This window comes from Sphaerisporangium flaviroseum, from assembly GCF_039537005.1.
In the GTDB taxonomy this organism is placed as follows: domain Bacteria; phylum Actinomycetota; class Actinomycetes; order Streptosporangiales; family Streptosporangiaceae; genus Sphaerisporangium; species Sphaerisporangium flaviroseum.
In genome coordinates this window covers 365,840-378,901 of record NZ_BAAAZR010000028.1, presented here as the reverse complement: position 1 = coordinate 378,901, position 13,062 = coordinate 365,840, and the positions used below count along the sequence as shown (strand labels likewise).

Genomic DNA, 13,062 nt, shown 5'->3' with positions numbered 1-13,062 from the left:
TTCGCCCGGTCCGGAGGTTTACGTCAACCAGACCCGGGGGTGCCCGTCCCCCTATCCACTTTCTTGCCGTCAGGGTTGACGACGTACCACTTGCCACCGAACTCGTTCTTGCCCTGGCCGTTGTGGTCGCCGGGCTTGGTGTCGCCGCTGTAGTAGTAGAGCGGGTACTTGTTGTAGGTGACCTGCTTCTCGCCCTGTTTCCGGGTCGTGGTGCCGAGCAGGTTCGCCTTCACTCCGGTGCCCGCCCGCGGCTTGTCGAGTGTGAGGACCGGGGGCCAGGCGATCGCACAGGCGTCATAGCAGTGCGACGTGTTCTCCTGGTCCTTCTCGAAGATATACAGCGTCCTGTCGTTCTCACCGACGAGGATCTTGCCGAATCTCGAGTCGGCCACTTTGATCATCGCGTTCGCGGGCGTCGGCATCGGGGTCATCATCGTCGTGGTCCCGGTCGGCGACGCTCCGGGAGAGGCGGTGGCGGTGCCGGTCGGTGTGCCGGTGGCCGTGGCGGTGCCCGTGGCGGTGCCCGTGGCGGTGGGTGAGGTCCCGGGGTAGGTGGGGGTCCCCGTGGTCGTCGGCGACTCGGTGGCGTTCGCCGCCGCCTGGCTGTAGTTGGCCGAGGGCTTGCCGGTTCCGCCGCACGCGCTCACCAGCAGGACGGTTGTGGCCAGCCCGAGGCTCGACGCCAGGATTCTTTTCATGACCCCTCCATCTCAGGAGCTCCGCACCCAGCAGTCGGGCCGGATTGTGTATCTGTCGAGGGGGGACGTAGCTGTACCTTCCCTCTCATCCGGGTTTCAGCACACACGTCCTTATTTCGCATGGTCTCAAGCTAAAAGACCGATATAGAAAGACCGCTAGCCTGGGTGGTCACCGGGGAGGTCCCGGCCGGGCCGCCCGTTTCCCACAGCGCCGACTGTGGGCGATGGCTGTGGATAACCGGTCATCCTGTGGATAACCCTCGGATGTTGCGGCATGATTTCAGCCTTAAACCGGATTTATCTCCACGAATCGGGCAGATAGGTGTTGGGGATACCGTGCCGTCACTGTGGACAAAGCTGTGGACATCCGGCCGTGGGGGCCGGTGCGGCGAAGGGGAGAGGACTGCCATGCCGGAGTACGTGCAGGTCCAGGTCGCGATCGACGACCGGGCCAAGGCCGCCGAGCTCGCCCGGTCCGCCGTCTCCGCCAGGTTGGCCGCCTGTGCCCAGATCGTCGGGCCCGTCACGAGCACCTACCGGTGGAAGGGCCAGGTCGAGACGGCCGAGGAGTTCCTGGTGCTCGTCAAGACCACCCGTGAGCGGTCGGTCGAGCTGGTCGACCACATCCGCCGGGAGCATCCGTACGAGACCCCGGAGATCATCAGCCTGCCCGTCGAGGGCGGCCTCGACGCGTATCTGCACTGGATCGACGAGGAGACGGGGCCGGGGGGCGAAGCCCGTGAGACCGGCGGTTAAGATGCGCCTTCTCGGGGGAAACCTGAGTGGTAAGTGTGACTGCCGATACGCACGATACAAAGGGGAATAACAGCCGATATTTCACAACGAGTGGCGTCACGGGACCTTGGTGATTCTTGACGCTCCCGTTGACAGCTAATCCATAGTGGATAAGCATGGGTCCGGTTTCTATCCCTGGGCTTGGTGCAAGCTGCACACAATGGCAGGAGAATTCCGGACCATAACCCGACCGACCCCCGTCCTTACATATCCGTGACCATGCCGTCCCGCACCGTGGTCATGCGGTTCATCTCGATCAGCCCCTGTGGTGATCGATATCAGCGCATGGTGAGGGTGTCGGCCCGGTCCCTGATTCGGGAGCCCCCCACCCATGAGGATCAGCGAGAAACCCGACCGCGACAGCCGTGCGTCCGTCAACGCGGAGCGTCCGGGGACGCCGGGCGCGCTGTCCGGACCGGCCTCCCGCAAGCTCCCCATGCCCCCTCGCGAGCGCAAGCCGGCTCTGGCCGCCCTCGCGTTGCTGCTCGTCCTCGGCGGAGCGCTCGCCACCACGTTGCTCGTCATCCGCAGCGGCGACCGCGTCTCGGCCATCCAGATCACCCAGCAGATCGGCCCCGGGCAGCCGATCCTCCCCGAGGCGATGGAAGAGGTCCAGATCGCCGACACCGGCGTCGGCTACGTCGGCTGGAGCCACCGCCAGGAGGTCACCACGACCTTCGCCCGGGTCACCCTGCTTCCCGGCACCCTGCTCACCGAGCAGATGGTCAGCAGGACCAGCGAGCAGACAGGCCCCGGCAAGATCACCCTCGGCCTCGCGCTCAAGGCCGGCCAGGTGCCGCTGAGCCTGCAGAGAGGCGACCACGTCCAGGTGCTCTACGTCCCGGGCTCGGGGCGCGGCACGGCCCAGGGCAAGGTGCTGGCCCCCAGCGCGCTGGTCGAGAGCGTGGGCACCGGTGACGACGGCGGTTCGGGCCTGGTGTCGATCATCGTCGACGCGACGGTCTCCCCGACGATCGCCATGTACTCCTCAAGCGGTGAGATCGCCCTCGGCAAGCTCGCCGGAGCCGGCTGACGTGGCGCTCATCGCGCTCGCCGCCGACAAGGGAGCGCCCGGCGTGACCACGGCCGCGACGGCGCTCGGTGCGGTGTGGCCGCGGCCGGTGCTGCTGGCCGAATGCGACCCGTCGGGAGGCGACCTGGTCTACCGCCTGCCCGGCGTGGACGGCGCCGTGCTCAACCCGGGCCGCGGCCTGCTGAGCCTCGGCGCCACGGCCCGCCGCGGCCTGCATCCCGAGCAGATCCACGAGCACACCCAGAAGCTGGTCGGCGGCCTCGACGTGCTGACCGGCCTGACCAACGGCGAGCAGTCCGCCGGGCTCACCTGGCTGTGGGGCCCGCTTGGAAGGGCATTGGCCGCGCTGCCCGGCGCCGACGTGCTCGCCGACTGCGGCAGGCTCGGCGTCCACCCGCAGATGAGCGACCTGATCGCCGAGGCGGAGCTCACGCTGCTGTTCACGCGGCCGAGCCTCGACCACGTGGCCCACCTCCGCGAGCGGCTCATGCTGATCAGCGGGCAGGTCGGCGTGGTGGTGATCGCCGATCCGCGCTCCTACCGCGGCTCCATCGACGAGGTGCGCCGCATCGTCGCCGCTACCAGCAGGGACGTCGCCTTCGTGGCAGGTCTGGCGTACGACCCCAAGGGTGCGGAGTTGCTCCGAGGTCAGTGGGGCGGCCGTCTCGACCGATCCCTGCTGATCCGCACGGCACGCGAGCTCGCCGGGCGCCTCGCCGCCCGCGTCGCGCCGGGCCGTGCGTCCGCCACAGACCTGTCACGCCCACGAACGGGGGAAAGAGCCAAATGAGCATCGACCACACGCTGGTGAAGCGGTTCCGGCAGGAGGTCGGTGATCGCCTGGCGCACCAGCGCAGGCTCGACCAGGCGAGCGGCCTGGTACCGATGTCGGGTGAAGACGAGCGCCAGTTCGCGCGGGCGCTGATCTCCCAGGTGCTGGAGGAGCACGCGCGCAACGAGATCGGCTCAGGCCGCACCCCTCCGACGGCCGAGGAGGAGGAGGCCCTGGCGGCCGGCATCCATGCCGCGCTCTTCGGCGTAGGCCGGCTGCAGCCCCTGCTCGACGACCCCGAAGTCGAGAACATCGACGTCAACGGCTGCGACCGCGTGTTCGTCGGGTACGCCAACGGCCAGGAGCTCACCCACGATCCCGTGGCCGAGTCCGACGAGGAGCTGATCGAGCTCATCCAGATCCTCGCGGCCTACAGCGGCCTGTCGAGCCGTGCCTTCGACACCGCCAACCCCCAGCTCGACCTGCGCCTGCCCGACGGTTCACGTCTGTCGGCGGTCATGGACGTCACGGTGCGCCCCGCGGTGTCCATCCGCCGCGCCCGCCTGGGCAAGGTCTTCCTCAGCGACCTGGTGGGCAACGGCACCCTCACCGCCGAGCTCGGCCGCTTCCTCGCGGCGGCCGTCGCGGCCAGGAAGAACATCATGATCGCGGGGTCCACCAACGCCGGCAAGACGACGCTGCTGCGTGCCCTCGCCAACGAGATCCCGTCCCACGAGCGCCTGATCACGGTCGAGCGCGCGCTGGAGCTGGGCCTCGACCAGTTCCCCGAGCTACACCCCAACGTGGTGGCGTTCGAGCACCGCCTTCCCAACTCCGAGGGCCAGGGCGAGATCACCATGGCCGAGCTGGTGCGGCGGTCGCTGCGTATGAACCCCAGCCGCGTGATCGTCGGCGAGGTCCTGGGCGACGAGATCGTGACGATGCTGAACGCCATGACCCAGGGCAACGACGGGTCGCTGTCGACGATCCACGCGAACTCCTCGATGGAGGTGTTCAACCGCATCGCCACCTACGCACTTCAGGCCGAGGAGCGGCTGCCGATCGAGGCGTCCCACATGCTGATCGCGGGCGCCATCGACTTCGTCGTCTTCATCGAGAAGCGCAACGACTACCACGTCGGCGGGCGGCTGCGCCGTTTCGTCGCGAGCGTCCGTGAGGTCGCGGGCTGTGACGGCCGCGTCCTGTCCTCCGAGGTGTTCGCCCCGGGCCCCGACGGCTACGCCGTCCCACACGCTCCGATCGCCTGCATCGAGGAGCTGGCCTTCCACGGCTACGACCCCAATGCGGGGGCGTGGTCATGATCTCACTGCCGGCCGGGCTGTTCGACCCACTGGCGATCATCGCCGGCGCCGTGACCGGCGGCGGGTTGTTCCTGTTCGGCCTGGCACTGTACGGCCTGCGTCCCGGGCCGGCCACCCCCGACCGCAGCGCCCGGCGCCGCGAGGTCGTGCGCCGGCTCTCCACGCGGTCGGCGGTCGCGACCATCACCGGCGGGCTGGTGCTGGTGGTCACGGGCTGGCCGGTCATGGCGGTGGGAGCGGTGTTCCTGGTCCTGGCCTGGCGTGGCCTGACCGGCGGCGCGGCGGAGGAGCGAGCGGCCATGAGCAGGCTCGAAGGGCTGGCCGCCTGGACCGAGTCCCTCAGGGACACCATCGCGGGCGCGGCGGGGCTCGAGCAGGCCATCCCGTCCTCCATCAGGGCGGCGGCGCCGACGCTCCGGCCCCACCTGCGGGCGATGGTCGACCGGCTGCACACCCGGATGCCGCTCGCGGACGCGTTGCGGCTGTTCGCCGACGAGCTCGACGACCCGTCCGCCGACCTGGTCATCGCCGCACTGATACTGAACGCCAAGCTGCGCGGCCCCGGCCTTCGTGAGGTGCTGGGCGCGCTCGCGGTCTCCGCGCGCGAGGAGCTCGACATGCGCCGCCGCGTCGAGGCCGAGCGCCGCTCCACGCGCCGCAGCGTCCAGATCGTGGTCGGCACGGCCGTCGCCTTCGCCGCGGCCCTGGTCGTCTTCAACCGCTCCTACGTCGAGGAGTACGACTCGCTGCTCGGCCAGGCGGTGCTGGTCGTGGTCGCCGGGCTGTTCGGCGCCGGGTTCGCCTGGATGCGGCGGCTGGCCCGTTTCGACAAGCCCGCCCGCCTGCTCGGCCCGGTGTCCAGCGCTCCCCTGGAGCGCGAGCTCGTGTCCGGAGGCATCCATGGTTGAGAACGTCCTCGCCGGCGCGGTTTTCGGGTTCGGGCTGTTCCTGCTGATCAGGGCGCTGTTCCCGCCGAGGCCCGGGCTGGTCTCCCGCCTGCTGGCGCTCGACTCCGCCCGCGAGGGCGGCACGCTCCATCTCCAGCTCATCAGCCCAGACGAGGAGGTCAGCGCCTTCCGGCGGGGTCTCGGCCAGCGGCTCGCGCGGTTCTACACCGCGCGCGGCTGGGAGGTCCGCTCCACCCGTGCCGACCTGGCCCTGCTCGGCAGGTCCTTCGAGGGCTACCTGGCGACCAAGGTCCTGCTCGCGGTGTCGGGCCTGCTCGCTTTCCCCATCCTGGTCGGCTGGCTGCTGCTGATGGGATGGGGCGTCTCGCTCCAGGTCCCGCTGTGGGCGGCGCTGATCGTCGCGCTGATCTTCTTCTTCCTTCCCGACCTGCAGATCCGCCGGGACGCCGCCGTACGCCGGAGGGACTTCCGGCACGCCGTGGGCGCCTTCCTCGACCTGGTCGCGATGAACCTCGCGGGCGGCAGGGGCGTGCCCGAGGCGCTGCTGATGGCGGTGTCGGTCGGCGACGGCGGCAGCGCGTCCAACTGGGCGATGGCCCGCATCCGCGAGGCGCTGGCCAACGCCAGGATCGTCGGCATCACTCCCTGGCAGGCACTGGGCCAGCTCGGCGACGAGATCAACGTCGACGAGCTTCGCGACCTGTCGGCGGCGCTGGGGCTGGTGGCCGACGACGGCGCCAAGGTGCGCGCCTCGCTGACCGCGCGCGCCGCGACGATGCGCCGCCGCGAGCTCGCCGAGGTCGAGGGGCAGGCCGGCGAGCGTTCCCAGTCGATGCTGGTCGCCCAGCTGCTGCTCTGCGCGGGCTTCGTGATCTTTCTTAGTTTTCCGGCAGCGATGAAGATGTTGGGGTCCTAGATGCTCACACCTCCGTGGCTCACGTATCTGGTCGCCGTGCTTCACGTGCGGATCGACCGCGCCAGGACCGCCCCTTCGCGGGGAGCCTCCGCCGTCGAATGGGTGATCATCACCGCGATCATCGCCGGCGTGGCCCTGGGCCTGGCCACGCTGATCAAGACCCTGGTCACCCAGAAGCAGGCCGAGATCCAGAGCAACTTCGGTGGGGGCGGCGGAAAGTCGTGACCGCGCGGCGCCCGTTCCCAAGGGCCACCGCCCGCCGGCGCCCCGGCACGCCTCGGCGTGATCGCGGGGCGACCGTGGTCGAGCTGGCGCTGCTCACTCCGGTTCTGCTCATCGTGGTGCTGCTGGTCGTGCAGTCGGTCGTGTGGTTCCACGGCCGCCAGGTGGCGGACGCGGCGGCGAGGGAGGGCGCCAGGGTCGCGCGTGCCGCCGGGGCCCGTGGAAGCGGCTGGCAACGTGCCGCCGAGGCCAGGTCCCTGGAGGTCGTGCGGGCGATCGGGCCCCTGCTGCTCGCGGGCGCCCGGGCCCGGGCCTGGGAACGTGGCGGCGAGCGCGGTGTCGAGGTGGCCGGAGGCGGCGTCTCGGTCATCCCGTTGCTTCCGCGCGCGGCGTTCACCATCACCTCCCGGTTCGGCGGTCCGGTGGAGTGCTTCCGCCCCGACGACGGGAGCGACGGGTGCGGCTGAGAGGTTCCGGCGGCCGTACGATGCCGCCCGGCGTGGCGGCGGACGTGGCGTCCGGTGGGCGAGGTCGCGTGGCCACCGGCCGTCGAGGTCGCGGGGTGTCCGGCGGGGGAGGGCGCGGGGCCGGGCGTGATCGGGGGTCGATGGCGGTGGAGACCGTCATGCTGGCGCCGGTCTTCCTGCTCTTCCTGATGTTCCTTGTCGGGGCCGGTCGCGTCGTGGAGGCGCAGGGCGAGGTCAACGGTGCCGCCAGGGACGCCGCGCGCGCCGCGTCGGTGCAGCGGACGCTGAGCACCGCCGAGCGATCGGCGCGCGGCGCCGCCCAGGCGGCGCTCACCGGCCAGTGCAGCCCCAAGGTCAGCCTTTCCGGAAGCGACTGGAAGGAGGGCGGCAGCGTCCGGGCGACCGTGACCTGCGACCTGAAGCTCGACTTCCTCGGGTTCGGTGCCCTGAAGCAGATGAAGGGCGGCTCGGTGGTGCCGCTGGAGCAGTTCCGGAGGGTCGAATGAGATCGCTCCAGGAAGACCAAGGCTCGATGTCGGTCTTTGTCGTGATCTTTTCGGTGGTGGTGTTCCTGCTCGCGGGACTCCTGGTCGACGGTGGAGCGGCCATCAACGCGAGGCTGCGAGCATCCGACATCGCCGAGCAGGCGGCACGGGCGGCCGCCGACCAGATCGACGTCGAGAACCTGCGGGTCACCGGACAGGTACGCCTGCTCGGTGACGAGGGCGCGGTCTGCGGCAAGGCCCGGGCGATCGTCGCGGCACACGACGACGCGGACGTCCGGCTCACCCGGTGCAGTATCGGCGCCGGCCAGGCGGTGGTGACCGTCGCGGTCAGCGCCCGCTGGGACGCGCTCTTCCTGGCCGCGCTGGGGTTCTCCGGCTCCGCGATGTCCGGCACCGCGACCGCGGGCCCCGATCCCGGCGACCAGCAGCCGTGACCGGGGCGGAGACGAAGGAGGGAGAGCGATGACCACGCCACGCAGGCCCCCGCCGCGCCTGTCATCCGGGATCGCTTCGGCGGCGCCACCTCGGCGCATCCGGCCGCGACGGACGGCCGGCGACGTGATCGCCGGCATCGGCGCGCTCATCGCCCTGGCCGCGCTCATGGGTGGCGTCCCCTATGCCCTCCTGCGCCTCGCGGGCCCGCCGCTGCCCGAAGCGCTGCTCAACGGAGACCTGCTGACCCGGCAGGTCAGCACCACCACGGCCGTGGCGGTCCTGATCCTGCTCGTGTGGCTCACCTGGTTCCAGCTGGTCATCTGCGTGGTCGTCGAGGTGTACTCCGGGATCCGCCGGATCGGCATGCCCGCACGCGTCCCGCTGTCCGGGGGGCCGCAGGCTCTGGCCAACCGGCTCGTCTCCACCGCCTTGATGCTGTTCACCGTCTCCGCCGTGGCGATTCCGATCGCGGGCATCGGCTCCGGCGCGCCGCCGGTCCGGCCCTCGGTGGTGGCGGCGGCCCTCACCGCCCCCGTTCCCACGGAGCAGGCCTCTCTCGACATGGTCCGCCAGGTGAAGAAGGTGTACGTCGTCCAGCCTCCGCACGGGCGCCACCACGAGAGCCTCTGGGAGATCGCCGACAAGTGCCTCGGCGACGGGCGGCGCTATCCCGAGATCTACCGGCTCAACCAGCACAAGGCGCAGCCGGACGGCACCCGCCTGCAGATGGCCGACCTCATCAAGCCCGGCTGGGTGCTCGACATGCCGGACGATGCTAGGAACGTCCATGTTGTCCCCGTCGACGAGCGGCGGGAGACGACGCTCAAGCGCCATCCGGGCACACCCGTCGAGATGGACGGCCGCACCCAGTTCGTCCTGCCGGACGCGGACAAGAGTGAGGCCCGGCCCGGACAGGGCAAGCAGGGCGTGAGCAAGTCCGGTCAGGGCGTGAGCAAGGTCGGCCAGGGTGCCGACAAGTCGAGCCAGGGCGTCGGCAAGTCCGGCAAGGGCGTCGACGAGTCAGGCCAGGGCGAGCAGGGTGTGAGCGGGTCCGGCCAGGATGGGTCCACGGGTGACGGCGAGGGCCGGTCCCGCGAGGACGCTGAGGCGGCTCAGGGCGAGACCGCGAAACCCGGCGACACCGCTGTCGTGCCGCCACAGCCCGCGCTGCCCCAGCGCACCTATCATCTTCCCGCCGTCCCGAAGATGCCCTCCGTTTCCGCCATTCCCAAGGCTCCGCACGCGACCGTTTCCCCTTCCGGAAAGACCGCGGACAAACCGCAGAAGACCGGAAAGATCGAATGGCCGGAAAGGCAGCAGAAGACCGAGAAGCAGGACCAGGGCGGTGGCCTTGACCTCGTCGATTACCTGGCCGGCGGATCCCTGGCCGCGGCAGGCCTGCTCGCGGCCCTCGGGCGGCGGCGCCGCGAGCAACTCTGGCACCGCGCGTTCGGTCACCGGATTCCCCGGCCGAGGGGCGACGCCGCCGGCGCGGAGGTGGCGCTCCGTCTCGGCTCCGACGCTCCGGGCAGCCGCATGCTGGACAACGGGCTGCGCCTGCTCGGCAAGCTCCTGGCCGAACAGGGCCGCGTTCCCCCGACGATCTACGCCGTGCATTTGTCCGCGCGCGGGCTCGACCTGTGGATCCACCCGCCGGAGCAGGACGCGCCCGAGCCCTGGGAGTCGCACGACGGTGGCCGCACCTGGCGGCTGCTCGCCCACGAGGGCCGGGGCATCGACGAGCACGCGCTGGCCGACGCGCCCGCCCCGTACCCCGGTCTGGTCTCGCTCGGGGTCACCGAGTCGGGCCGGGTGCTGATCGATCTGGAGGCGGCACACGGCGTGATCGCCATCACCGGGCACCGCGTGCGCGACGCCCTGGCCGCCCTCGCGGTCGAGCTGGCGACCAACCGCTGGTCCGACCAGATGCGGGTGACGCTGGTGGGTTTCGGCGCCCACCTGACGACGATCGCCCCCCACCGCGTCCGGGTGGTGGGCAGCCTCGCCGAGGCGTTGCCCGAGCTGGAGGCCAGGGCGGAGGAGCTGGCCGCCTCGGGGACGCAGGTGCTGACCGGCCGTGTCCAGGGCCGCGCCGCCGACCCCGTCTGGCCCCCGCACTTCCTGCTGTCCGCGATCGGGCCGGACACCGATGAGGCCGGCCGGCTGGCCAGGCTCGGCCGCGCGGGCACCCGCATGGCGGCCGGGTACGTCATCGCGGGCGAGGTCCCCCACGCCACGTGGACGTGGGAGATCACCGAGGAGGGCAAGGCGAAGGTGGAGGCGCTCGGCGTCACGGTCGCGGCGCAGTTGCTGCCCCGGCGGCACTTCGACGCCGTGGTCGAGCTCTTCCGCACCGCCGAGCGCCAAGAGGGCGAGCCGGTGCGCGAGGACGAGGAGCCTCGCGAGTTCACCACCACCCCGTCGATCAACGTGCGGATCCTCGGCCCCATCGAGATCGGGCCGGTGCCGCCGCTGGAGGAGGGCAGGGCGGAGCTGGCGTGCGAGCTGGTCGTCTACCTCGCCAGCCACCCGGCGGGCGTGCATCCAGTGGTGCTCGGCGGCATCCTGTGGCCACGCGGCGTGCAGTCCGTCGTGCGCGACGCCACGATCGCCCGGGTGGCCGAGTGGCTGGGCACCGACAGCGAGGGCAGGCCCAACCTGCGGACCGACGACACCGGCCGGCTCCGGCTGGGTCCCGAGGTGCGTTCCGACTGGCAGCTCTTCCGCGAGCTCGTCCGGCGATCCCACAACGACCCGAGCGCCCGGGCCGTGCTGCTGGACAAGGCGCTGGGGCTGGTGCGCGGCCCGCTGCTCAACGGCCGGCCACGCGGGCGTTACGCGTGGCTGGCGGCCGACGAGCTGGAGTACGAGGTGGCGGCGAGCGTGGCGGACGCCGCCCACCGGCTCTGCGAGGTGCGGCTGGCCCACGGCGACGCCGAGGCCGCCGTGGCGGCGGTACGGGCCGGCCTGCTGCTCGCCGCCGACGACGAAGGGCTCTGGCGCGACCTGCTGAGGGCGGCACATGCCACCGGAGACCCGCTCAAGCTGCGTGCGGTCGTCGACGGGCTGCACCGCCGGGCCTCCTCCCATCCCTACGGCGGAGGGATGGCCCCGGAGACCGAGTCCCTCATCGACGAGCTCCTGCCCACATGGCGACTGCACTCGATGCCATCCGCGTGACCCACCCCCGAAACCGGCGTCCGAGATGTCCGGCACAGACGACAATCCGAGCGGCAACAGACCGGTACAGGCGACGATCCGACAAGCGACAGAAAGGCGGCGGACGTGAGAGCGATGGTTCGCGTGGGTCCCAGAGATTCTCGCGAGTCATGCCGATACACGCATAACGGTGGTTCGATGTCCCGTCCCGTGGTTAGCGTCATCGGCATGCGGATGCGGGCTGTCCTGGCCGCCGTCGCGCTGCTGGGCACCGGGTGCTCGGCCGCCGGCGCGGAGCGCCCCTTCAACCCGGCGGACGGCGTCGCCTCCACGGCCGCCGGCTCCTCGGCTCGTCCGCAGGCCCTGTCGACGCCAGGGGTCCAGAACGTCGAGGTGGCGCCGGGCATGACCGTGTCGATCGAGTCGCCCGCGGGCCTCGACAGCGCGCAGCAGGCCATGGTCAAGGCGTTCACCGACGGGTACGTCGAGTCGTGGAAGGCGGTCGTCACGCAGGGCAAGGACACCGCCTACCTCGCCGGCGTCGAGGACCAGGCGGGCCGCGAAGCCTACACCTGGGTCAGCGGCTTCGTGAACCGGCAGGAGTCGGCCACGGGGCTCGCCAAGGTGTACGCGGTGCGGGTGGCGTCGGTCACCGGTGACGGCGCCGAGGTGAACGCCTGCGTCGACGAGTCGGGCGTACGCGTCACGGAGGTCGACGACGGCCGTCCCATCGCCAGCCAGCCTCCCTGGACCCGGCAGCCCGCCTCGGTGTACATGCAGGTCGCGGCCGTGCGCAAGGGCGACGACGGAGTCTGGCGGGTCAAGGCCTACATGCACGCCTCCTACCCCCACGAGCGTGCGAAGGAGTGCCGCCGATGAGATCTCTGTTGTCCTTCGTTCTGGCCGCCTCGCTGATGACCGCGCAGGCGCCCGAGCCCGGAGGCCCGCGCGGTGAGGGCTTCCAGGACGGCCGCACGAGCGGGGTGGTGCTGCGCAACTCCAAGATCGTGCTGAGCGGCAACGGCCTGGGCGCCAAGAGCGACGGCTACCGCGTTCAGCGTCCCTGCTGGTACGAGCCCGGCGACAACGCCGACCAGATGCTGGAGCGCCAGGAGGACGTCCGCACCTACTGGTTCCATACCAACCCGACCGGCACCGAGGAGGACTTCGACGCATTCCTGAAGCAGTACAAGGACAAGGTCGGCGAGGACGGCCGCTGGTGGACCCCCGCGTACAACGCCGGCGACCCGGACGGCCTGTCATGCTGGTCCGGCCTGCAGGGCGCGGTCTGGGTGCCCGCCGGCCAGACTCCACCGGGCGGCATCACCCTCGCCGAGCTGTACCAGCTGGCCCGCGCCGCCCTCACCGTCCCCGAGCCGACGATCGAGCTCAGCCCCGACGTGAAGAGCTACGTCAACCTGCCGACCTGGGTGTGGCTCAGCGGAGTCGGCGACACCACCCGCTCGGTCACGGCCGAACTGCCCGGAGTCATGTCCGCCACCGTGACGGCCACGCTGACCACCCTCACGATCAAGTCGGGGACGACCGCCGAACGGGCCGAGGTCAAGCAGGACTGCGGTCCCACGGGCCACCCCTACGTGAAGGGCGGCACGTTCAGGTGCGGCGTGCGTTACTTGCGGGCGTCGATCGACCGGGGCCGCAACGCGTACGTGCTCACCGTGACGACCGAATGGCCGGTGACGGCCGACGGCGGGGTGGGCTTCGCCTTCCAGCCCGTCCAGGCGACGGCCGTCAGGGACATAACCGTCGGCGAGGTCCAGAGCACCGTCCGTAAGAGCACCGGCGACAAGTGACCGGGGATCCTGCTG

Annotated in this window: 14 protein-coding genes; 13 read left to right on the top strand and 1 reads right to left on the bottom strand. The window is 71.0% G+C overall.

The features are described 5' to 3' along the window. Positions 1–23: 23 nt before the first annotated feature. Entirely contained in the window at positions 24–698 is a 675-nt protein-coding gene (locus tag ABD810_RS29600) for a COG4315 family predicted lipoprotein (protein ID WP_344947748.1), read from the bottom strand. Positions 699–1,106: 408 nt separating this feature from the next. On the opposite strand from ABD810_RS29600, the gene cutA reads away from it, so the two are divergent. The 13 genes from cutA (at position 1,107) to ABD810_RS29535 (ending at position 13,047) form a co-directional block, all read left to right on the top strand. Continuing rightward, the gene (gene cutA, locus ABD810_RS29595; RefSeq protein ID WP_344947745.1) at positions 1,107–1,454 is read left to right on the top strand and encodes a divalent-cation tolerance protein CutA; all 348 of its coding nucleotides are present in this window, start codon (positions 1,107–1,109) and stop codon (positions 1,452–1,454) included. Positions 1,455–1,824: 370 nt separating this feature from the next. After that, on the top strand, positions 1,825–2,526 hold the full coding sequence (locus ABD810_RS29590) for a hypothetical protein (RefSeq protein ID WP_344947742.1): 702 nt from the start codon (positions 1,825–1,827) through the stop codon (positions 2,524–2,526). Between the two features lies 1 nt (position 2,527). Then, complete coding sequence (locus tag ABD810_RS29585; RefSeq protein ID WP_344947739.1) at positions 2,528–3,316, top strand: hypothetical protein; 789 nt, start codon at positions 2,528–2,530, stop codon at positions 3,314–3,316. Beyond that, the gene (locus tag ABD810_RS29580; protein WP_344947736.1) at positions 3,313–4,620 is read left to right on the top strand and encodes a TadA family conjugal transfer-associated ATPase; all 1,308 of its coding nucleotides are present in this window, start codon (positions 3,313–3,315) and stop codon (positions 4,618–4,620) included. The genes ABD810_RS29585 and ABD810_RS29580 overlap by 4 nt, the downstream gene beginning before the upstream one ends. Continuing rightward, positions 4,617–5,528 (top strand): type II secretion system F family protein, encoded by a 912-nt coding sequence (locus ABD810_RS29575; RefSeq protein ID WP_344947733.1) that lies wholly within the window; start codon positions 4,617–4,619, stop codon positions 5,526–5,528. The genes ABD810_RS29580 and ABD810_RS29575 overlap by 4 nt, the downstream gene beginning before the upstream one ends. Further along, positions 5,521–6,444, top strand: a complete 924-nt coding sequence (locus tag ABD810_RS29570) for a type II secretion system F family protein (protein ID WP_344947730.1) — start codon at positions 5,521–5,523, stop codon at positions 6,442–6,444. Before ABD810_RS29575 ends, ABD810_RS29570 begins: the two co-directional genes overlap by 8 nt. Continuing rightward, positions 6,445–6,669, top strand: coding sequence for a Flp family type IVb pilin (locus ABD810_RS29565; protein WP_344947727.1), 225 nt, complete (start codon positions 6,445–6,447; stop codon positions 6,667–6,669). Then, entirely contained in the window at positions 6,666–7,133 is a 468-nt protein-coding gene (locus ABD810_RS29560) for a TadE/TadG family type IV pilus assembly protein (RefSeq protein WP_344947724.1), read from the top strand. The genes ABD810_RS29565 and ABD810_RS29560 overlap by 4 nt, the downstream gene beginning before the upstream one ends. 140 nt (positions 7,134–7,273) lie before the next feature. Further along, positions 7,274–7,639 (top strand): TadE family protein, encoded by a 366-nt coding sequence (locus ABD810_RS29555; RefSeq protein WP_344947721.1) that lies wholly within the window; start codon positions 7,274–7,276, stop codon positions 7,637–7,639. Further along, on the top strand, positions 7,636–8,073 hold the full coding sequence (locus ABD810_RS29550) for a pilus assembly protein TadG-related protein (RefSeq protein WP_344947718.1): 438 nt from the start codon (positions 7,636–7,638) through the stop codon (positions 8,071–8,073). The genes ABD810_RS29555 and ABD810_RS29550 overlap by 4 nt, the downstream gene beginning before the upstream one ends. Before the next feature lie 28 nt (positions 8,074–8,101). Further along, positions 8,102–11,254: a BTAD domain-containing putative transcriptional regulator gene (locus ABD810_RS29545; protein ID WP_344947715.1), complete on the top strand. Its 3,153-nt coding sequence runs from the start codon at positions 8,102–8,104 to the stop codon at positions 11,252–11,254. 177 nt (positions 11,255–11,431) lie between these two features. Then, positions 11,432–12,112 (top strand): hypothetical protein, encoded by a 681-nt coding sequence (locus ABD810_RS29540; RefSeq protein ID WP_344947713.1) that lies wholly within the window; start codon positions 11,432–11,434, stop codon positions 12,110–12,112. Further along, positions 12,109–13,047 carry a hypothetical protein gene (locus ABD810_RS29535; protein ID WP_344947710.1) on the top strand — a complete coding sequence of 313 codons (939 nt, stop codon included), beginning with the start codon at positions 12,109–12,111 and terminating at the stop codon, positions 13,045–13,047. Before ABD810_RS29540 ends, ABD810_RS29535 begins: the two co-directional genes overlap by 4 nt. Positions 13,048–13,062 lie beyond the last annotated feature (15 nt).